The sequence below is a fragment of the Microbacterium sp. NPDC089321 genome (genome assembly GCF_040684935.1).
In the GTDB taxonomy this organism is placed as follows: domain Bacteria; phylum Actinomycetota; class Actinomycetes; order Actinomycetales; family Microbacteriaceae; genus Microbacterium.
Map to the genome: position 1 here is coordinate 1,528,943 of NZ_JBFBGX010000001.1, position 21,280 is coordinate 1,550,222.

General features: G+C 70.5%; 15 protein-coding genes and 1 tRNA gene. 12 read left to right on the plus strand and 4 right to left on the minus strand.

Annotated features, from left to right (window positions below; translation table 11 throughout):
- Positions 1-22 precede the first annotated feature (22 nt).
- Positions 23-1,681, minus strand: coding sequence for a malate synthase A (gene aceB / locus AB0N59_RS07240; RefSeq protein WP_363480766.1), 1,659 nt, complete (start codon positions 1,679-1,681; stop codon positions 23-25).
- Between the two features lie 142 nt (positions 1,682-1,823).
- Between aceB and AB0N59_RS07245 the strand changes: the two genes are divergently transcribed.
- Positions 1,824-3,260, plus strand: coding sequence for a helix-turn-helix domain-containing protein (locus AB0N59_RS07245; RefSeq protein ID WP_363480769.1), 1,437 nt, complete (start codon positions 1,824-1,826; stop codon positions 3,258-3,260).
- Positions 3,261-3,321: 61 nt separating this feature from the next.
- Positions 3,322-4,179, plus strand: a complete 858-nt coding sequence (locus AB0N59_RS07250) for a hypothetical protein (protein WP_363480772.1) — start codon at positions 3,322-3,324, stop codon at positions 4,177-4,179.
- A 126-nt stretch (positions 4,180-4,305) separates the two neighbouring features.
- Here the strand turns inward: AB0N59_RS07250 and AB0N59_RS07255 are convergent, their stop codons facing one another.
- Positions 4,306-5,811, minus strand: a complete 1,506-nt coding sequence (locus AB0N59_RS07255) for a PucR family transcriptional regulator (protein ID WP_363480775.1) — start codon at positions 5,809-5,811, stop codon at positions 4,306-4,308.
- Between the two features lie 100 nt (positions 5,812-5,911).
- On the opposite strand from AB0N59_RS07255, the gene gabT reads away from it, so the two are divergent.
- The 6 genes from gabT (at position 5,912) to AB0N59_RS07285 (ending at position 14,125) form a co-directional block, all read left to right on the plus strand.
- Complete coding sequence (gene gabT, locus AB0N59_RS07260) at positions 5,912-7,270, plus strand: 4-aminobutyrate--2-oxoglutarate transaminase (RefSeq protein ID WP_363480778.1); 1,359 nt, start codon at positions 5,912-5,914, stop codon at positions 7,268-7,270.
- A gap of 85 nt (positions 7,271-7,355) precedes the next feature.
- Complete coding sequence (locus AB0N59_RS07265) at positions 7,356-8,735, plus strand: NAD(P)/FAD-dependent oxidoreductase (protein WP_363480781.1); 1,380 nt, start codon at positions 7,356-7,358, stop codon at positions 8,733-8,735.
- Positions 8,732-9,625 (plus strand): universal stress protein, encoded by an 894-nt coding sequence (locus AB0N59_RS07270; protein ID WP_363480784.1) that lies wholly within the window; start codon positions 8,732-8,734, stop codon positions 9,623-9,625. The genes AB0N59_RS07265 and AB0N59_RS07270 overlap by 4 nt, the downstream gene beginning before the upstream one ends.
- Entirely contained in the window at positions 9,625-11,190 is a 1,566-nt protein-coding gene (locus tag AB0N59_RS07275; protein WP_363480786.1) for an APC family permease, read from the plus strand. The genes AB0N59_RS07270 and AB0N59_RS07275 overlap by 1 nt, the downstream gene beginning before the upstream one ends.
- A gap of 32 nt (positions 11,191-11,222) precedes the next feature.
- Positions 11,223-12,692: an NAD-dependent succinate-semialdehyde dehydrogenase gene (locus AB0N59_RS07280; RefSeq protein ID WP_363480789.1), complete on the plus strand. Its 1,470-nt coding sequence runs from the start codon at positions 11,223-11,225 to the stop codon at positions 12,690-12,692.
- A gap of 71 nt (positions 12,693-12,763) precedes the next feature.
- Positions 12,764-14,125: an NAD-dependent succinate-semialdehyde dehydrogenase gene (locus AB0N59_RS07285; RefSeq protein ID WP_363480792.1), complete on the plus strand. Its 1,362-nt coding sequence runs from the start codon at positions 12,764-12,766 to the stop codon at positions 14,123-14,125.
- Between the two features lie 237 nt (positions 14,126-14,362).
- Here the strand turns inward: AB0N59_RS07285 and AB0N59_RS07290 are convergent, their stop codons facing one another.
- Complete coding sequence (locus AB0N59_RS07290) at positions 14,363-17,152, minus strand: hypothetical protein (RefSeq protein ID WP_363480795.1); 2,790 nt, start codon at positions 17,150-17,152, stop codon at positions 14,363-14,365.
- On the minus strand, positions 17,152-18,999 hold the full coding sequence (locus AB0N59_RS07295; RefSeq protein WP_363480797.1) for an HSP90 family protein: 1,848 nt from the start codon (positions 18,997-18,999) through the stop codon (positions 17,152-17,154). The genes AB0N59_RS07290 and AB0N59_RS07295 overlap by 1 nt, the downstream gene beginning before the upstream one ends.
- Before the next feature lie 227 nt (positions 19,000-19,226).
- Between AB0N59_RS07295 and AB0N59_RS07300 the strand changes: the two genes are divergently transcribed.
- The 4 genes from AB0N59_RS07300 to rplK all read left to right on the plus strand — a co-directional run bounded on the left by AB0N59_RS07300 (position 19,227) and on the right by rplK (position 21,277).
- A tRNA-Trp gene (locus AB0N59_RS07300) sits at positions 19,227-19,299 on the plus strand.
- A gap of 36 nt (positions 19,300-19,335) precedes the next feature.
- Positions 19,336-19,605, plus strand: coding sequence for a preprotein translocase subunit SecE (gene secE / locus AB0N59_RS07305; RefSeq protein ID WP_204974413.1), 270 nt, complete (start codon positions 19,336-19,338; stop codon positions 19,603-19,605).
- Positions 19,606-19,662: 57 nt separating this feature from the next.
- Positions 19,663-20,682, plus strand: a complete 1,020-nt coding sequence (gene nusG / locus AB0N59_RS07310) for a transcription termination/antitermination protein NusG (protein ID WP_363480800.1) — start codon at positions 19,663-19,665, stop codon at positions 20,680-20,682.
- A 163-nt stretch (positions 20,683-20,845) separates the two neighbouring features.
- The gene (gene rplK, locus AB0N59_RS07315) at positions 20,846-21,277 is read left to right on the plus strand and encodes a 50S ribosomal protein L11 (RefSeq protein ID WP_099195392.1); all 432 of its coding nucleotides are present in this window, start codon (positions 20,846-20,848) and stop codon (positions 21,275-21,277) included.
- Positions 21,278-21,280 lie beyond the last annotated feature (3 nt).

Genomic DNA, 21,280 nt, shown 5'->3' on the forward strand with positions numbered 1-21,280 from the left:
CTTCTTCGATGGGGATGGTCGGTCAGTCGGTCAGGTACCGGGAGTACGCCGGCAGGGTGAGGAAGGTGGGGAACTCGGGCTGCAGCGTCACCTCGCGGAAGACCGCGGCGGCGTCGTCGAAGCGGTCGCCGTCGTGCCGCTCGGCCTCGGCCAGCACCTGCCGGATCAGACCCTCGATGTGCTCGACGGTGATCGCCGTGCCCTCTTCGGTGCGGCGATCCTGGTGGATCCACTGCCACACCTGCGAGCGGCTGATCTCGGCGGTGGCGGCGTCTTCCATCAGGCCGTCGATGGCGACGGCGCCCTGTCCGCGCAGCCACGCCTCGAGGTAGCGGATGGCGACGGAGACGTTCTCGTGCACGCCGGCGTCGGTCACCGGACGGCCGATGCGCAGGTCGAGCAGCTGCGCCGCCGTCACCTCGACGTCGTCGCGCCGCCGGTCGAGCTGGTTCGGGCGCTCGCCGAGCACGGCGTCGAACTCGGCCTGAGCTGCGGGGATCAGGTCGGGGTGGGCCACCCAGGTGCCGTCGAATCCGTCGCCGGCCTCGCGGCGCTTGTCTGCGGCGACCTTCTCGAGGGCGCGCTCGGTCGTCTCGGCGTCGCCGCGGTTCGGGATGAAGGCGCTCATACCGCCGATCGCATGCGCTCCGCGCTTGTGACAGGTCTGCACCAGCAGCTCGGTGTACGCCCGCATGAACGGCACGGTCATCGTCACCTCGCTGCGGTCGGGGAGCACGAAGCGCGCCCCGCGCCCGCGGTAGTTCTTGATGATCGAGAAGATGTAGTCCCAGCGCCCGGCGTTGAGTCCCGCGCAGTGGTCGCGCAGCTCGTAGAGGATCTCGTCCATCTCGAAGGCGGCGGGAAGCGTCTCGATCAGCACCGTCGCGCGAATGGTGCCGTGCGGGATGCCGATGTACTCCTCGCTGAACGAGAAGACGTCGTTCCACAGCCGTGCCTCTTCGCTCGACTCGAGCTTGGGGATGTAGAAGTACGGACCGCGACCGGCGTCGATGAGGGCCTGGGCGTTGTGGAAGAAGTACAGGCCGAAGTCGATCAGCGACCCGGATGCCGCCAGCCGGCGCCCCGTGCGGTCGGTGAACTCGATGTGCTTCTCGCTCAGGTGCCAGCCCCGAGGTCGCATCACGATCGTGGGGGTCTGCTCGGCGGTGACGCGGTACTCCCTGCCATCGGCCGCAGTGTGGGAGAGCTCGCCGCGGATCGCGTCGCGCAGCGAGAGCTGGCCGCCGATGATGTTGCGCCAGGTCGGGCTGGTCGCGTCCTCGAGGTCGGCCAGCCACACCTTGGCTCCGGAGTTCAGAGCGTTGATGGTCATCTTCGGGTCGGTGGGCCCGGTGATCTCGACCCGGCGGTCCTCCAGGCCGGGGCCTGCGCCGGCGACGCGCCAGTCGGCGTCGGCCCGGATGTGCGCGGTGTCCTCACGGAAGCGCGGGTCGCGGCCGTTGCCGATCTCGAACCTCGCGCGCTGCCGGTCGGCCAGACGGTCGTGGCGGCGGCCGCCGAATCGGTGGTGCAGCTCGGTGAGGAAGGCGATGGCCTCCCTGGTGAGGATCTCGCCCTGGCGGTCGAGCTGCGGGCCGGTGACGTGCAGCCTCGGGCCGAGTCCGGCGGAGACGGCTGCGTCGACGGTGCGAGTCGGTGCGGTCGCAGTGGGAATGCTCATGATCTGTCTCCTCCGTGAGATGTCCGGTCGGCCTCGGTGGCCGGTGGCTGTGACATCCACTGTGTGTGAAGAAGACCGTTCGCAATGACCAAATGCGCAGAGAAGTTCGCGCGAATTTCTGTTTCTGTGACAGACTCCTCGCATGACAGACGACTCCGACGCGCTCATCATCGGCCGGCGCATCCGCCAGCTGCGCACCGCGCAGGGCATGACACTGGAAGAGCTCGCGAGCCGCATCGACCGCGCTCCCAGCCAGGTGTCGATGTTCGAGACGGGCAAGCGCGAGCCCAAGCTCACGCTGCTGCAGACGATCGCCAAGGTGCTCGGCACCTCCCTCGACGGCCTGCTGGAGGGCGAGCCGCTCGACCAGCGCGCGACGCGCGAGATCGCCCTCGAGCGCGCCATGAAGGGGCAGACCTTCCGTGCCCTCGGCATCCCGTCGTTCCGCATCGGCAAATCGCTTCCCGACGACGCGATCGACGCGATGCTCGCCCTGCACGGAGAGATCGAGCGGCTGCGCGACGAGCGCGCCGCCACCCCGGAGGAGGCGCGTCGCGCCAACCTCGAACTGCGCCACCTGATGCGCACGCAGGACAACTACTTCTCCGACCTCGAAGCGCAGGCCAGCGAGATCCTCGACGCCGTCGGCCACCCTGGTGGCCCTCTCACCCAGCGCACCGCATCCGAGATCGCCGCGCACCTCGGCTTCACGCTGCACTACGCGCCCGACCTGCCGCAGTCGACTCGCAGCGTCGCCGATCTCGCGCACGGCCGGCTGTACCTCTCGAGCAGCATCCCCGCCAAGGGAGATGCGCGCACGGCCGTGCTGCAGGCGCTGTCGAGCCGCATCCTCGGGCATTCCGAGCCCCGCAGCTATGCCGAGTTCCTGCGGCAGCGAGTCGAGACGAACTACCTCACCGGAGCCCTGCTCGTGCCCGAGTCGCACGTCGTGCCCGTGCTGAAGGACGCGAAGGAGCGCCGCGCGATCTCGATCGAAGACCTGCGCGACGCGTACTCGGTGTCGTACGAGACCGCGGCGCACCGGTTCACGAATCTGGCGACGCGGCACCTGGGCATCCCGGTGCACTTCCTCAAGGTGCACGAGTCGGGCACCATCACGAAGGCGTACGAGAACGACGACGTGAACTTCCCGACCGATCGGCTGGGCTCGATCGAGGGGCAGATGTGCTGCCGGCGCTGGACCAGCCGCGAGGTCTTCGACGTCGACGACCGCTTCAACCCGTACTACCAGTACACCGACACGGGCAACGGCACCTACTGGTGCACGGCCCGCGTCGAACCGTCGAGCGAGGGGATGCACTCGGTGAGCGTCGGCGTGCGCTTCGATGACACGAAGTGGTTCGTCGGGCGCGACACCCCGAACCGTGCGGTGTCGAAGCACTCGGTCGAGACCTGCTGCCGCCGTGCGCCGGCCGAGCTCGAGCAGCGCTGGCGCGATCAGGCATGGCCCAACGTGCGCACCCCGCGCACCCTGCTCGCGACCCTGCCGACCGGGTCGTTCCCCGGTGTCGACACGACCGACGTCTACGAATTCCTCGAGGCGCACGCTCCCCGCTGATCCGGGGCGCTGCAGGTGCTCCGCGGTAGTGTGAGCGGCGTGACGTCGGGGGAGGAGCCGCATGGACGAGCGCAGCACAGTGGTCGATGAGGCGATCGACGATCCGCATCCGTTCCGCACCGACCTGAGGGCGATGCTCAGCGGGGCGAACCTCGTCGTGCTGATCGCCGCGATAGCCGCCGGGGTCTGGGGCGTGTTCGACTCGCTGGCGGATGCCGGTGGCGACCGGCCCTGGGGCACCCTGTCGATCGCGGCTCCTGCCGTGTACGCAGGCTGGTGCATGCTCGAGATGGCCTGGAAGCCGCTCTCGCAGGTCGGCACCGTGCTGCTGCGGCTCATGACCGCGTGCTTCATCGCCCCGCTGTTCGTCGCCGTGCCGGTCGGAGTCGTGCAGGCGGTCGCGGTCGCGTTCCCCGGCGTGCGGCAGACCATCGACGATGCCACCTCGGCGAACAACGGCTTCCACTACTGGTGGAGCGAGGGCATCGGCGCCCAGCTCGCCCTCGTGCCCGGTGCCGGATACGTCGTGGGCGTGTGCGCACCGCTCGCGGTCATCCTCATCATCGTGATGCCCGTGCTGTCGCTGCGCGCTCCGCGCATCGCGGCCGAGGGATCGCACCTCGAGAAGGTCGAACCAGGGCGTCGCGAGTCCGCGACCGCGTTCGTGTTCGTCGGGCTCGGAGCGACGACGCTGGGCATCGGCCTGTGGGTGTTCGGAGACGGCGGCAGCATCGTCGAGTTCCCCGAGGGCCTGGGGCGGTTCCTGAATGCGGTGTCGTACGGCTACGTCCCGTGGGACGACGCAGCGTGGCTCGCCGGCGTGGTGCTCGTCGTGGTGGGGGTCGCGGCGATGGGCTGGGGCTGCGTGCGGGTGCTCATCGCCCGCGACCGCGCGGCAGCGCAGGCACCCCGACGCTGATCGCGTCGGACCCCGCGCGCGCCTGGCGCGGGAGTGTGCGCTTCGCGCGGCCGGATGCGCGTGATCGGTCCGCGGCAGGTGCACATCTCCGCGCGGAGCGTACGCCGACGCCTCTGCACGCGGCCGTCAGCCGGCTGCGCGCAGGGTCGCCCAGAGCTCGGCGCGTGCCGGGAACGAGGTGAGGTCGGCTCCGAGCAGTCCCGCCGCCTGCGCGATGCGGGTGCGCAGCGTGTGTCGATGGATGCCGAGCGCCGCAGCCGTCTGCTCGGCATGCGCATCGTGCTCGAGCCAGACCCGCAGGGTGCGCTCGAGCTCGGCACCGGTGGTCGCGTCATGCGTGCGCAGCGGGGCGAGGCGGGTGCGCGCGAGAGTGCGGGTCTCGCCCGAGACGAGCGCGTCGAGCACGCCGCCCGATTCCACGTCGTGGTACTCGATGACGCCGTCGCCGCCTGAACGCTGCAGCGCGGTCATCGCCTGCGCGTGAGCGTGCGAGAACTCGCCGTACTCGGCCGGCTCCGAGACCCCGATCCGGATGCCGAAGCGCTCGGCGACCTGGTCGAGCAGGCCCCTCGACGATGCGCCGAGGCAGATCGTCAGCCCGTCGGCATCCTCGGCCACGAACGACACCGTGCCGCCCACCGCCCGCTGCCGCTCGAACCAGCCGACCACGGCGTCGACCGGAGCGGCATCGGCCGTCGCGACGAGCATCGGCGCGGGCGGCAGCGCGCCCAGCGTGCGGCGCGCGAGGGCCGGATCGTCGTCTCGCAGCGAGGCGAGCAGCTGGGTGTGCATGCGCCGTCGTCCGCGGGCGAGCTGCTCGCTCTGCTCGAGCGACAGGCCGGCCATGGCGATCGCGGTAGTGATGACCGCGCGCGCCTCGGCGTCGATCGGGCTGAGGTCGACCCCGATCACGCCCTTCAGCTGACCGGTGCGGCCGAAGGTGAACAGGGTGACGGTGCGCTCGCCGGCCGAGAGCGAGCGGCTCGCGGTCGTTCCCCTCGCGAGCAGCTCGGCCACGGCATCCGCGACGGCATCAGCGCCGCCGTCGAGCGCGGCCGGATGCTCTTGCGCGATCGCCCCGCTCGAGTCGAAGAGTCCGACCCAGCAGTCGAGGCGGCGGGCGAGCTCGGTGAGAGTCGCCTCGAGGCCGCGCGGGCGCAGGGCGGCCACGGCCAGCGCGCGCTGCACCTCGAGCGCCCAGGTGCGCCGGGCGTAGGCGTGCGCGGCCATCGCCTCGGCGTGGGCGCGGGCGATGGCGAGGAAGGGGATGTCGTAGGGCACCTCGAACAGGGCGAGCCCGGCCTCGGCGCAGGCCGCGACGAGCTCGTCGGACGGGCCGACGCGGTGCACCCCGGAGCCGAATCCGAGCGCCAGCACACCGCGGCGAACGAGGCGCTCGACGTAGGAGGCGGCACCGGGCCCGTCGCTGTCGGCGAACTGGCTGCCCGTCGTCAGCAGCGCGAGGTCATCGGCGAGGAACGGGGTGGGGTCGACGAGGTCGGAGCTGTGCACCCAGCGCACGGGCACGTCGAGCGCCCCGTCCGGCAGCGATGCCTCCTCCGAGACCAGCGAGAGGCGCAGCTCGGCGTGCCCGAGCAGGGTGCGCAGCGTCGGGGCGGCGGCGATGTCCACCTGGACCTCTTTCGGGGTTTGTACAGTCTGGCGAAGTGTTCATCAGAAGTGTACGCCGCGGCGAATGCATCCGGTCTCCTGGCGGTCGTAACCTCGCCTCATGACCCTCATCGACGAGACCTCCACGATTCCCGCAGGCGGACCCACCCTCGAGCAGGTCCGTCGCATCGTCACAGAGCTGCCCGGCCCCCGCTCCGCCGCGATCCTCGCCCGCAAGGCCGACGCGGTGGCCGCCGGAGTCGCGCACTCCATGCCCGTCTCCGTCGTCGCCGCCGGTGGCGGCGTCGTCCTCGACGCAGACGGCAACTCGCTCATCGACCTCGGCTCCGGCATCGCCGTGACCAGCGTCGGCAACGCGCACCCGAAGGTCGCCGCCGCCGTCGCCGCGCAGGCCGCGCAGTTCACCCACACCTGCTTCATGGTGTCGCCGTACGAGTCGTACGTCGACGTCGCCGAGGCCCTCAACCGTCTCACCCCCGGCGACTTCGCCAAGAAGACCGCCCTGTTCAACTCGGGCGCCGAGGCCGTCGAGAACGCCATCAAGATCGCCCGCAAGCACACCGGCCGCCAGGCCGTCGTCGCGTTCGACCACGGCTATCACGGACGCACCAACCTCACCATGGCGCTCACCGCCAAGTCGATGCCCTACAAGGCCGGCTTCGGTCCGTTCGCCCCCGAGGTCTACCGCGTGCCCGGCTCGTACCCCTACCGCGACGGCCTGACCGGCGCCGAGGCGGCCAAGCGCGCCATCACCCTCATCGAGAAGCAGATCGGCGCCGACAGCCTGGCCGCCGTCATCATCGAGCCCATCCAGGGCGAGGGCGGCTTCATCGTCCCCGCCGACGGGTTCCTCGACGCCGTCGTGGCCTGGTGCCGCGACAACGGCGTGGTGTTCATCGCCGATGAGGTGCAGACCGGCTTCGCCCGCACCGGCTCGATGTTCGCGAGCGAGATCTTCGGCATCGAGCCCGACCTGATCACCACCGCCAAGGGCATCGCCGCCGGCCTCCCGCTCGCGGGCGTCACCGGTCGCGCCGAAATCATGGACGCGGCTCACGCCGGCGGCCTCGGCGGCACCTACGGCGGAAACCCGATCGCCTGCGCCGCCGCGCTCGCCGCGATCGACGCCTTCGAGAACGACGGCCTCATCGAGCGCGCACAGCAGATCGGCGCGCTGCTCACCGAGCGCCTCGGCGCGATCCGCGAGAACGACCCGCGCCTGGGCGACATCCGCGGGCACGGCGCCATGATCGCGGTCGAGTTCGTCGACGCCGAGACCGGTGCCCCTGACGCCGCGCTCACGAGCGCCGTCGCCAAGGCCTGCGTCGCCGAGGGCGTCATCATCCTCACCTGCGGGACGTTCGGCAACGTCATCCGCTTCCTGCCGCCGCTGTCGATCGGCGACGACCTGCTGAACGAGGGCATCGACGTCCTCGCCGCCGCGCTCGAGCGCGCCTGAGACGGCCGGCCGCGATCCTGGTCGGGGGATCAGGGATCGCGGCCGGCACATTCACTCGAACATCTTGCATCGAAGGAGATCACCCATGGCACAGCACGAGATCACTCGCGACGTCGTCATCGTCGGCGCCGGAGCCGCCGGCACCACCGCAGCGAACGAGCTGCGCAAGGCCGGACTGTCGGTCGTCGTGCTCGAGGCGCGTGACCGGGTCGGCGGGCGTCTGTGGACCGACACCGTCGACGGTGCCATGCTGGAGCTGGGCGGCCAGTGGGTCTCGCCCGATCAGGACGCCCTGAAGGACACGCTCGCCGAGCTGGGCCTCGAGACCTACGACCGCTACCGCGACGGCGACAGCGTCTACGTCGGCCCCGACGGCACCCTGCACCGCTTCACGGGCGAGATGTTCCCCGTGTCTGCCGAGACCGAGGCGACGATCGCCGAGATCACCGAGCGTCTCGACGCCATGGTCGCCGAGATCGACCCCGACCGTCCGTGGGAGCACCCGAACGCGGCCGAGTGGGACTCCGTCACCTGGGACGCCTGGCTGCGCCAGCAGACCGACGACGACGAGGCCGTGCGCAACCTGGCCTTCGCCACGGGCTCCGCGATGCTCACCAAGCCGACGCACGCGTTCTCGCTGCTGCAGTCGCTGCTCATGGCGGCATCGGCCGGCTCGTACTCGAATCTCGTCGACGCCGACTTCATCCTCGACAAGCGCGTCGTCGGCGGGCTTCAGCAGGTGCCCCTGCTGCTCGCCGAGCGCCTCGGCGACGACGTCATGCTCGGCCAGCCGGTGCGCACCCTCGAGTGGTCGGACGAGGGGGTCGTCGCACACGCCGACGGCGTCACCGTGCGCGCGAAGCACGCGATCCTCGCGCACGCACCCGTGCTGTACAACCGCATCTCGTTCGTGCCGCCGCTGCCGCGCCGCCAGCACCAGCTGCACCAGCACCTCTCGATGGGCTTCGTCATCAAGGTGCACGCCGTGTACGACCGCCCGTTCTGGCGCGAGCAGGGCCTGAGCGGCACCGCGTTCAGCCCGTACGAGCTCTCGCACGAGGCCTACGACAACACCAACCACGGCGACGAACGAGGCACCCTCGTCGGCTTCGTCAGCGACCAGAACGCCGATGACCTCTTCACGCTGAGCGCCGAGGAGCGCAAGGAGCGCATCCTCGAGTCGCTGTCGCACTACTACGGCCCCGAGGCGAAGAACCCGGTCGTCTACTACGAGAGCGACTGGGGCACCGAGGAGTGGACCCGCGGCGCGTACGCCGCGAGCTTCGACATGGGCGGCCTGCACCGCTACGGCGCCGACCTGCGCGCCGCGGTCGGTCCGATCCACTTCGCGTGCAGCGACATGGCAGGCGCCGGCTACCAGCACGTCGACGGCGCGATCCGCATGGGCCGCCTCGCCGCCTCGCAGATCGTCGAGAAGGTCGGCGCCGAGGGCGCCCGCGCATGACCGGTTCGATCGTCGTCGGCTACACGGCGACGGATGCCGGGGCTGACGCCCTGGCGCTCGGCATCCGCCTCGCCCGCAGCATCGACGCGCACCTCGACCTGGTGATCGTCCTGCCGCCGGCCGGCACGCGCAGCGCCTCGGTGGTGCCGCCCGAGCGCGCCTTCGAGGATCACGTCCGCGGCCAGGCGGAGGAGTGGCTGCGCGCCGCGATCGCCGAGGTGCCGGCCGACGTCCGCAGTCTCGGGCACGTCCGCTTCAACGAGTCGTTCGCCGCGGGCATCATCGCCGCCGGCGAGGAGTTCGATGCCCGTCTGCTCGTGGTGGGCGCCGCGAACGGCAGCACGCTCGGGCGGCACCGCCTCGGCTCCGTGGCATCCGAGCTCGTGCACTCGTCGCCGATCCCCGTCGCACTCGCACCGGCCGGATCGCGTCGCAATGCCGACGCCGACGCGCCGATCCCGCGCGTCACCGCGGCCGTCGGCACCCGTGAGGGGGCTGACGTGCTGCTCGACGCCGCCGTGCGACTGGCAGCGGCAGCCCGCGGAACCCTGCGTCTCGTGTCGCTCGTGCCGTTCGACGTGCCCGCTGGTCTCGACACCGGGGCGATCAGCCTGGTGCAGAACGCGCACGGAGACGACGTGCTCGCCCAGGTGCGCGCCGCGCTTCCCGATGGCGTCTCGGCCGAGGTCGAGCGCGCCGCCGGAGACAGCGTCGAAGACGCCGTGGCGCACCTGCGCTGGCATCCGGGTGAGGTCGTCCTCGTCGGATCGAGCCGCCTCGCCCAGCCCCGCCGCCTCTTCCTCGGTTCGACCGCCGCGAAGATGCTTCATGAACTCCCCGTCCCGATGATCGTCGTACCGCGCACTCGCGCTGAAGCAGGAGACAACTGATGTCCAGCATCGACCGGGCAACGACGCCCGAAGCCGGAGTGACGACCGGCATCTCGCGCAAGGGCCTCAGCGTGGGCACCGTCGGCGTGCTCGGCGCCCTGGTGATGGGCATCTCGTGCATCGCCCCCGCGTACACCTACACCGCCGGCATCGGCGGCGCCGTCGGCGCCGTCGGGTTCCAGGTGCCGGCGATCCTGCTGCTCGGGTTCATCCCGATGCTGCTCGTCGCGTTCGGCTACCGCGAGCTCAACAAGGCCATGCCCGACTCGGGCACCAGCTTCACCTGGGCCACGCGCGCGTTCGGCCCCTACGTCGGCTGGATGGCCGGCTGGGGCCTGATCGTCGCGACCATCCTGGTGCTCTCCAACCTCGCCGGCATCGCCGTGGACTTCCTCTTCCTCCTGATCGCGCAGATCTCGGGCGACGAGACCATCGCCGACATCACCCGCAACCCCTTCGTGAACGTCGCGGTGTGCCTGATCTTCGTCGCTCTCGCCGCGTGGGTGTCGTACCGCGACGTGTCGACCTCGCAGAAGCTGCAGTACGGCCTCGTGGCGTTCCAGCTCGCCATCCTCGTGCTGTTCTCGGTCATGGCGATCGTCGAGACCGTGCAGGGCGGCGCCTTCGAGGCCAACCTGCCCGAGTTCGCCTGGTTCAACCCGTTCGAGATCCAGGGCGGTCTCTCGATGATCGTCATGGGCCTGTCGGCCTCGGTCTTCATGTTCTGGGGGTGGGACGTCACCCTCACCATGAACGAGGAGGCGAAGGACCCCGAGCGCACCCCCGGCCGCGCCGCCATGCTCACGGTCGTCTCGATCATCGCGATCTACCTGCTGCTCACGATCAGCAGCCTCATGTACTCGGGCATCGGCGACAAGGGCCTCGGACTCACCAACGAGGACATCGGCGGCAACGTCTTCTTCGCGCTCTCGGGCCCGGTGATGGGCGGCCTCGCCTTCCTGCTCTCGCTCGCCGTGCTCACCTCGTCGGCGTCGTCGCTGCAGTCGACCTTCATCTCGCCGGCGCGCACCCTGCTGGCGATGGGCCACTACGGCGCCATGCCGCGCAAGTTCGCCGGTGTCAGCCCGCGCTTCTTCACGCCCGGCTACGCGACCATCGCCTCGGCCGTGGTCGCCGGCGGCTTCTACGCCATCATGCGCTTCCTCAGCGAGGACGCGCTGTGGGACACGATCCTCGCGCTCGGCATGATGATCTGCTTCTACTACGGCATCACGGCGCTGTCGTGCGTCTGGTACTTCCGTCGCCAGTGGTTCGACTCCGGCAAGGACTTCTTCTTCAAGTTCGCCAGCCCGCTCGTCGGCGGCGTCATCCTGCTCGTGCTCTTCGTGATCACGGCAGTCGACAGCCTCGCGCCCGACTACGGATCCATCGCCATCGGCGCCGACGCGAACGGGGAGGGCGGCATCGGCATCGTGTTCTTCATCGGCGTCGGCCTGCTCGTCTTCGGAGCGGTGCTCATGATGGTGCAGCGGATCTTCGCCCCCGCCTTCTTCCGCGGTGAGACGCTGGGTGTGGACGCCCCGCCCAGCACCCGCCGCGGCTGACCGACCCACGTACCGACAGAATCGAGACGAACATGACACTCGCATCGAACGAGCAGGAGCTCCTCTCCCGCGTCCCCGGCGGACTCTTCATCGGCGGCCAGTGGACGGATGCCGAAGAGGGGCGCACCTTCGACGTGCGCGACCCCGCAACCAACGAGGTGATCGCGTCGATCGCCGATGCGACGCCGGCTGACGGCATCCGGGCTCTCGACGCCGCCGTCGCCGCACAGGATGCGTGGGCCGCGACCGCCCCGCGCACCCGCAGCGACATCCTTCGCCGCGCCTTCGACCTCGTGCAGCAGCACAAGGAGGACCTCGCCCTGCTGATGACCCTCGAGATGGGCAAGCCGCTCGCCGAGGCCCGCGGAGAGGTCGTCTACGGCGGCGAGTTCCTCCGCTGGTTCAGCGAGGAGGCCGTGCGCATCAGCGGCCGCTACGGCAGCAACCCCGAGGGCACCGGCCAGATGGTCGTGTCGCAGCGCCCGGTGGGCCCGTCGTTCTTCGTCACCCCGTGGAACTTCCCGTTCGCGATGGCGACCCGCAAGATCGCACCGGCGCTCGCGGCCGGCTGCACCGTGGTCATCAAGCCCCCGGCACTCACGCCCCTCACCACCATCTTCTTCACGAAGCTGCTGGAAGAGGCCGGCCTGCCCGCCGGCGTCGTGAACGTCGTGCAGACCTCGCGCTCCGGCGCGCTGTCCGGCCCGATCATCGCCGACCCTCGTCTGCGCAAGCTGTCGTTCACCGGCTCGACCGAGGTGGGCCGCAAGCTCATCGCGCAGGCGGCCGACGGCATCCTGCGGGTGTCGATGGAGCTGGGCGGCAACGCCCCGTTCGTCGTCTTCGAGGACGCCGACCTCGACAAGGCGGTTGACGGCGCGATGGCCGCGAAGTTCCGCAACATCGGCCAGGCCTGCACCGCGGCCAACCGCTTCATCGTGCACCAGGACGTCGCCGACGAGTTCGCCCGTCGCGTTGCCGAGCGCGTGCAGGCGATGAAGATCGGCCGCGGCACCGAAGACGGCGTGGCCATCGGCCCGCTGATCGACGAGGACGCCGTCGCCAAGGCGCAGGAGCTCGTGGGCGACGCCGTCGACCGCGGCGCTCGCGTGCTCGCCGGCGGCAAGGCCGTAGAGGGCACCGGCACCTTCTACGAGCCCACCGTGCTGACCGACGTGGTCGCCGGCAGCGCGATCCTGCGCGAGGAGATCTTCGGACCGGTGCTCGCCATCGCGACCTTCGCCGACGAGGCAGAGGCCGTGCGCCTCGCCAACGACACCGAGTACGGCCTGGTCTCGTACGTCTTCACCGAGGACCTCGCTCGCGGTCACCGCATGATCGACGCGCTCGAGACCGGCATGATGGGTCTGAACGTGGGCGTCGTCTCGAACGCCGCAGCTCCCTTCGGCGGTGTCAAGCAGTCCGGCATCGGCCGCGAGGGCGGCGCCGAGGGCATCCACGAGTACCTGTCGACCAAGTACACGCTGATCCCCAACAGCTGACCACGATGATGGGCTCCCGAGCGCTGCGCGGGGGCCCATCACAGCATCCGCACTTCACGAGAGGAACCGACATGACCGACTACGCCGTCGTCAATCCCGCCACGGGCGAGACCGTCGCCAGCTACGAGACCGCCACCGACGCCCAGATCGAAGACGCGATCGCGCGCGCGGCCTCGGCCGCGAAGACCTGGGGCGCCACGGCTCCCGCCGACCGCGCCGCGGTCATCCGCCGCATCGCCGAGCTGCACCGCGAGCGCAAGGACGAGCTCGGCGCCATCATCGTGCGCGAGATGGGCAAGCCGATCGCCGCCGCCGTCGGCGAGGTCGAGTTCGCCGCCGACATCATCGAGTACTACGCCGACAACATCGAGGTGATCACGGCCGACCAGCCGCTGCAGATCCTCGGCGAGGGCACCGCCGTCGTGCGACGTGCTCCGCTGGGCGCGCTGCTCGGCATCATGCCGTGGAACTTCCCGGCGTACCAGGTCGCGCGCTTCGCCGCCCCGAACCTCGCGATCGGCAACACGATCATCCTCAAGCACGCCCCGCAGTGCCCCGAGTCGGCCGCCGCGATCGAGGCCATCTACCGCGACGCCGGTCTGCCCGACGGCGCCTACGTCAACGTGTACGCCACCAACGAGCAGGCGGCGACGATCATCGCCGACGCGCGTGTGCACGGCGTCTCGGTGACCGGCTCCGAGCGTGCCGGCGCCGCCGTCGCCGAGGTCGCCGGCCGCAACCTCAAGAAGGTCGCGCTCGAGCTCGGCGGATCCGACCCGTTCATCGTGCTCTCGACCGACGACCTCGACTCGGTCGTGCAGCTCGCCGTCGACGCACGCCTCGACAACAACGGCCAGTCGTGCAACGGCGCGAAGCGCTTCGTCGTCGTCGACGACCTGTACGAGGAGTTCACCTCCAAGTTCACCGCGGCTCTCGCCGCCGTCTCGGCCGAGGACCCGACCGACGAGGACACGGTTCTCGGACCGCTCTCGTCGCTGGCCGCCGCCGAGCGGCTGCAGGAGCAGGTCGACACGGCCGTCGCCCAGGGCGCGACCGTGCTGACCGGAGGCACCCGCGACGGCGCGTTCTTCGCGCCGACCGTGCTCGCCGATGTGACGCCCGAGATGGACGTCTACCGCGAGGAGCTCTTCGGCCCCGCCGCCGTCGTGTACCGCGTCGCCGACGAGGACGCAGCCGTCGAGCTCGCCAACGACACGACCTTCGGGCTCGGCTCGTACGTGTTCACGACCGACGCCGAGCAGGCGGAGCGCGTCGCGAACCGCATCGAGGCGGGCATGGTCTACGTGAACATCGCCCTCGCCGACAGCCCGGAGCTGCCCTTCGGCGGCGTGAAGCGCAGCGGCACGTCGCGTGAGCTGGGTCTGCTGGCCGCCGACGAGTTCGTCAACAAGAAGCTGATCCGCAAGGCCTGATCGGCTTTCACAGAACAGGCCGGATGCCCAGCATCCGGCCTGTTCTCGTATGTCCGTCTGCTCTCGGCCATCCGGATGCCGGGTTCAGGCCGTTCTGAGCATCCGCCCACTCGCCGAGAACAGGAGAGCACGCCAAAACAGGACAATCCGGCGGGATCGGTCCTGTTCTCGCGTGTTGTCCTGCGACCGGTGAGCCCGGCCGGATGCCGAGCCGCGGCCACCCGAACCGCGCGGGGCTCAGCCCAGCAGCCCGCGCACCTCCGCGGCCTCGCCCGCACGGTCGAGCTTCTCGAGCACGTCGCCGAGCTCGAGGGCCGCGACCTGCCTGAGCGGCGGGATGTCCGCAGAGCGGTCGAGCACGCTCCGGTACAGGGGAACGGCGTCGTCGAGCCGGTCGAGGCCGGTCAGCGTGCGCGCGGCGAACAGCTCCGAGCCGCCTGCCGACGCGGCATCCCCGATCGCGGCGAACCCGTCTGCCGCGGTCAGCAGCGCCGAGATCGCCTCGTCGATGCGGTCGAACTCGATCAGCGCGCGCCCGCGCGAGTCGGTCACGTCGGCGACCAGCCAGTCGGCCTCGTGCTCGACGGCGAGTGCGCGCACCTCGTCGAACAGGGCGAAGGCGCGCTCGTCACGGGCGCCGCCATAGGCCTGCCCGAGGTTGTGCAGCACCTCGACGATCGCACCGACCGCCTCGGTCGGCCGCACGAGCTCCGCTGCCTGCTCGAGCAGCTCCTGCGCGTCGGAGTGCTCGCCGAACCGCGCCAGGATCTTCGCCTGCTCGGTGAGCACCATCGCCTGCTCGGCCGGCTCACCCGCCTCGGCGTGCAGCTCCGCCGCATAGCCGTAGGCGCCCATGGCCTGCCCGTACTCGTCCGCGGCCACCAGGGCGCGGGCCAGCACGCTCGCCGTCATGGCCCGCGACGCGGCCGAGGCGCCGTTCTGCTCTTCGCGCTGAAGGACGTCGCCGAGCAGCTCGACGGCCTCGCCGGCGTGTCCGGCCGCGAGCATCGCCCGGCCGAGCCGGAACTGCGCACCGGTCACGTCGACGTCACGCTCCTGCATCAGGCGCACCCCGGCCCGGTAGCGGGACAGGGCCTGGTCGGGGTGCCCCGCGTCCTCCCAGAGCGCCCCCGCGAGCATCTGCGTCTCGGCCAGCGCGACCGATGCGCCGAGCCGGGTCAGGATGCCGGCGGCGACGTCGGCGTCGGCCGCGCCCTCGTCGAGGCGCCCGGCCCCGCCGTGCAGTCGCGCGCGCAGCTCGAGAAGCCGGGCCCGCTGGCCGGCGTTCAGATCGTCGTCGGCGAGCAGCGCCGCCAGCAGCTCATGAGCCTGCTCGATCTCGCCCATCGCCACATGCGCCATCGCACGCAGCATCATGCTCGCGGCGATCAGCCGGGAGTCGTCCGCCTCGGCGAAGCACGCGGCGGCGTGCTCGGTGAGCTCTGCGGCACCGGCGGGATCGTCGCCGCGCAGCCGCAGGGCGGCCAGAGTCAGAGCGACGTCGCCGCGCGACCAGGCCGGCAGCCGAGCGGCATCCGCCCACTCCTGCTCGAGCCCGGCGTGATCGCCCACCGCGCTTCGTCCGTACAGGGCGAGCCCCCGCCTGGTCTCCAGGTCGGCCTGCTCGGCCCGCCCCGCCTGGCGCAGCGCCTCGCCGCGCACCGGCAGCAGCGCCTCGGCGGCGTCCCAGTCCTCGAGCGACGCATGCGCGCCGATGCGCAGTCCCAGCAGTCGTGCGCGTCGCTCCGCGTCGGGCAGCTCGCCGACGCGGGCCGCGGCGGCCAGGGCGTCGCGCTCCGACCCGTAGCTCGCCAGCGCGACTGCGCGGTCGAACCAGCCGTCGGCATCCTGCGGTTCGGGAGCCGGCGTCTCGACGGCGAACGCGTCGGAGCGGATCGGAACCTCCCAGCGCTCGGACGCGAGCGCCTGCACGCGCGCACGGCGCTGCGCGTGCCAGTCCGACCCGTCGCGGGCGTCGAACTCGGCGCCGATCCGGTCGGCGGCCTCGCCCGCCGCCGCGGCGAGGGCGGATGCCGTCCACGCGCCCTCCCGCGCGCCGAAGAACGGCTCGAGGTCCGCAGAGCCGGCGCCGCGGACGGCGGCGTCGCCGTGGCCGACGGCCGTCACCCGATCGAGGGCGAAGGCGATCGCCGTGAGCATCGCGAAGTGGCCGTCGACGTTCAACGGGTCGTGCGCGAGCCAGGGCAGGTGCCTCTCGACCATCGACAGGGCCCTCGCCTCGTTGCCGGTGGCGGCGGCGAACACGATGCTGTTCGCGATGATCCCGAGGTTGTCGGGGTTGTCCTTCGCGAGCCGGTAGCTGCGCAGGTGCGCCGCGCGCGCATCGTCGGGTCGTCCCGCGCGCAGGTACGGCAGCAGCACGCGCGAGAGCGCGTGCTCCGGCTCCTCGCCGCACGAGAATCCGCCCTCGATCATCTCCTCCACCAGACGGATCGCCTGCTCGTCACGATCGGTGACGGCGAAGAACCCTGCGGCCTGACTGCGTCCGCACGCGTCGCAGTGGCTGTAGTCGTCTCGCGGAGTGGTCTCGAGCTGCCCGCGCAGCGCTTCGGCCTCGTCGATGCGGCCCGAGGCCCAGGCATCCTCGAACCGGGCGGTCAGCACGCCGCTCAGGCCGAGACCGGCGCGACGGTAATGCGCCTCCATGTCGTCGAGCACGGCGGCGATCTGCTCGCTCGAGAACGCGGGCGAGGCCCGCAGCGTCGACGCCATCCACTTGAACTGCCACATCAGGTCGGCGGCGCCGTTGTCGATGTCGAGCGGGAAGCGCTGCGGATCGGCGTCGTGGTGCGCGAGGCACCATGCGAAGGAGTTCAGCATGACGTCGGTCAGCCCGCCCATGTTCGCCGAGGCGGTCTGGCGCATGCGGGCCTGGTACTCCAGCTGCTCGTCGCCGAGCTCCTGGGCGAGGGCGACGGCCTCGGCGGTGAGCGCCTGCTCGTGCGGGCCCCAGGGGGTGGCGTCGATCTCGTCGAGCAGCTGCTGGAAACGGCTCCGGTCGGTCATCAGTGCTCCTCGGGGCGGGGATCGGGCCGGTCGGCGGCGGCCGGGTCGGGGGAGTCGAGCAGGTCGTGCCCGGCGAAGGGGAAGTCGTCGCGCACGCCGGCCGACAGTGCGACCAGGTCGCTCAGCGCCGTCGTCATCAGGCCCCGGTCGGCGTCGGTGAGCGGATGGTGGCCGGCGAGCAGTGCCTGGATGTACAGCAGCTGCACGGTGCGCGAGAACACGGCGTCGTCGTCGACGGTCGAGAGCGTGCGCACCACGCGATTCGACCAGTTCAGGCACAGCCGCGCCCGCAGGTCGTCGTCGCCCGCTCCGCCGATCGTGTCGTCGACCTTCGACAGCACACCGCCCCACAGTCCGCCGGTGATCCCCTTGGTGCGCCCGCGGTCGATCGCCCGCAGCACCCGCGGGTCGGCGACGTACAGCCCGGTGAGATCCGCTCGGGCGATCGTGCGCACGATCACGCCGCATCCGGATGCCGCGAGCACCTCGCCCGCTCGCGCCTCGAGCGCGATCGCCGCCGCGCGGTCGTCGAGCGGGGGCGGGTCGAGCCGGTCGAGCTCGCCTGTGACGTCGATCTGCTCGACCGTGACGTCGGGATACAGTGCAGGCAGGTCGGCGACGAGATCGGCGTCGTACAGGTAGCCACCGTTCACGAGCACCTCGGTGGCGGGGATGATCCCGGCCACCTGCCGGAACTCGTCGACGGTGCGCGCGTAGCGGATGTGCCGGTGGCGCTCGACGAGATCGCCGATCCGGATGCTGCCGTGCGTCGTCTCCACCGTGAGCCAGCGCGTGATGAAGCGGGAGAGCTCCTCGTCGTGGCGCACGAGCGACTTGAGGCCGAGCTCGTGCACGGCGACGAACTGGGTGAGCAGGTGCGGGGCGGTGAGCCCGAGCTCGAGCACCCAGCGTCGGATGCCTGCGCCGAGCTGCTCCCGAACATGCTCGAGAGCCGAGTCCTCGACGAGCGATTCGCGGCTGGCGGTGGGGGAGAGCCCGGTGGTGTCGACCACCGCGCGCACGAAGAACGCCCAGTCGGGCAGCACCTCTGTCGAGCGCTCGGCGAGCAGCATCCGGCCGAGGTACGTGCGCGTCGCCTGGCGCAGGTTCGGCGGCGGGGCGAACGGCAGCACGTACGCGAGTCCTCGTGTGCCGGTGGCGGGCTCGGAGATCTCGATGACGTCCATCGGGGTCGCGCCGATCAGGTCGCGGCCGTAGGCGAGGGCGGCATCCGCATCGCCCTCGCCGAGGAACGGCGCCGCACGGGTGATGTCGACGTCGCCGCCCGGCATGCTCACCGTGACCCGCACCGGCAGGAACTCACCGAAGTCCTGCGCGAGCTGCCTGACCGCCGCCGGTCGCAGCAGGTCGGCGTGCTCGAAACGCGGGGTGAGGTGCACGCTCGTGCCGATCGGCAGCTCGCCGGCGGGCTCGGCCACCTGGAACGTGCCGTCCGAGCTGCCCGTCCACTCCACGCCGGCGCCGCCGCGGGCGCTGCGCGAGCGGATGACGATGCGATCCGAGACCATGAAGCAGCTCAGCAGACCGATGCCGAACTGGCCGAGGTAGTCGCTGCGCGGGAGGTCGAAGATGTCGCGCTTCGAGCTGCGGCCGACGGTCGCGAGCAGATCGGCGACCTCGTCGGCGGTGAGGCCGACGCCGTCGTCGCGCAGCACGAACTCGCCGTCGTCGGTGAGCGGTGTGATCCGGATGCCAGTGCCGCCGCCGTCGACCTCGGAGCGGGCGGCTATGGCATCCCGTGCGTTCTGCAGCAGCTCGCGGAGGTAGACGCGAGGGCCGGAGTAGATGTGCCTGCTCAGCAGGTCGACGACTCCACGAAGGTCCACCTGGAACTGCTGCACATCCGCGCCCACTGCGCCCCTCTCGACACTGCTCCGATCCGGTGAGGACCGGCATGCTCCAGTCTGCCCGAATCGGCGCGACTCACGCGGGCGTCGGCGCCGGTTCGGCCGACGGTTCCGGATGCCGTACACTTGAGGGGCAGTTGTCTGCATCCTTCACCGTGCCCCAGGGCGCGGCGGCGGGAGGCGGACCCAGAGGCCATCCGGTCTCTAGGGCGGTAGCTCAATTGGCAGAGCAGCGGTCTCCAAAACCGCAGGTTGCAGGTTCGATTCCTGTCCGCCCTGCGCGTCAGCGCATGCTGACTCACGAAAGGTACGTGCATGGACCAGGACGACGTTCGCGGCGACATCGCCGCCTCGGGCACCTACGCCCTGCGCGACAGCAAGCTCGGCTTCTTCGGACGCATCGCCCTGTTCTTCCGCCAGGTGATCAGCGAACTGCGCAAGGTCGTCACGCCGACCCGCAAGGAACTCGCCAAGTTCACCACCGTGGTCTTCGTCTTCGTGCTGATCGTCATGGGTCTGGTCTACGGACTCGACTGGCTCTTCGGAACCGGAGCGCACTACGTCTTCGGAGTCCCGCTGAGCTGATGCACCCACTTCGACGGTCCGCCAGGCGGGCCGTCGCAGCGATTGGAAAGAAGCAAAGTGTCTGACAAGTATTCCGACGACGCCGACTGGGCGACCGCTGCAGAGCAGTCCAGCGAAGAAGACGAAGCCCAGGAGGGCAACGTCCTCGCCGAGCAGGAGCAGTCGTCCTCGGCGGCCGAGCACAACGCTCTGCACATCGAGGGCGACGCTGAGATCGACGTCGAGTACGACGGCACCGATGACATCGAAATCGAAGACCCGGAGGCGGACGCGATCGTGAACGACGCTCTGAACCTGGACGAAGCGGCTGAGACGGAAGCAGCCGCCGAGGTCCTCAACGACGCAGTGGCGGAGGAGTCCGCCGAGGCCGAGGCGGCCGCGGCCGACGAGGTCACCCCGTACGACGGTCCCGAGGTCGGCGGCGAGCCCGCAGACGACGAGGCCGCCGCCGAGGAGGACCCGTACGAGGCGTTCCGCGCCGACCTGCGCATGCTGCCCGGCAAGTGGTACGTCATCCACTCCTACGCCGGCTTCGAGCGCAAGGTGAAGGCCAACATCGAGCAGCGCAAGTCGACGCTCGAGGTCGAGGACGACATCTACCAGATCGAGGTCCCGATGGAGGACGTCGTCGAGATCAAGAACGGCCAGCGCAAGATGGTCAACCGCGTGCGCATCCCCGGCTACGTGCTGGTGCGCATGGAGCTCAACGAGGACACCTGGTCGGTCGTGCGCCACACGCCCGGTGTCACGGGCTTCGTGGGTAACGCCCACAACCCGACCCCGCTGCGCTTCGAAGAGGCCTTCAACATGCTGAAGTCGCTCGTCGAGGTCAAGGACGTCCCCACCGCGAAGTCGATCGCGGCCAAGGGCGGCGTCGCCGTGGCTCGTCCGATGGCGGCCGAGGTCGACTTCGAGGTCGGCGAGACCATCACGATCAAGGAGGGCTCGTTCGCGGGTCTGCCCGGAACGATCAGCGAGATCAACGCCGCCAGCGGCAAGCTCACCGTGCTCGTCTCGCTCTTCGAGCGCGAGACCCCGGTCGAGCTGTCGTTCGAGCAGGTCACCAAGATGATCTGACGCCCCGCGTCACGAGAACGCCCCGCCGGCTCCGTCCGGCGGGGCGTTCTGCATGCGGTAGACTGTTGTGGTTTGTGCGCGAGCACAGACGGCACCGCGCCCCGGAGACGCCGGGAATGCGGGAGAGGGATGCCATCGGCATCCGCTCGATGAAAGGAAAATCATGGCACCCAAGAAGAAGGTGACCGGCCTGATCAAGCTTCAGATCAACGCCGGTGCAGCCAACCCGGCGCCGCCGATCGGCCCCGCGCTCGGTCAGCACGGCGTGAACATCATGGAGTTCTGCAAGGCGTACAACGCCGCGACCGAGTCGCAGCGCGGCAACGTCATCCCCGTGGAGATCACCGTCTACGAGGACCGCAGCTTCACGTTCGTCCTGAAGACCCCGCCGGCTGCAGAGCTGATCAAGAAGGCCGCAGGCGTCGCGAAGGCCTCGGCCACCCCGCACACCGTCAAGGTCGGCAAGATCACCAAGGACCAGGTCCGTCAGATCGCCGAGACCAAGCAGGCTGACCTGAACGCGAACGACATCGACGCCGCATCGAAGATCATCGAGGGCACTGCGCGCTCGATGGGCATCACGGTCGAGGGCTGAGGG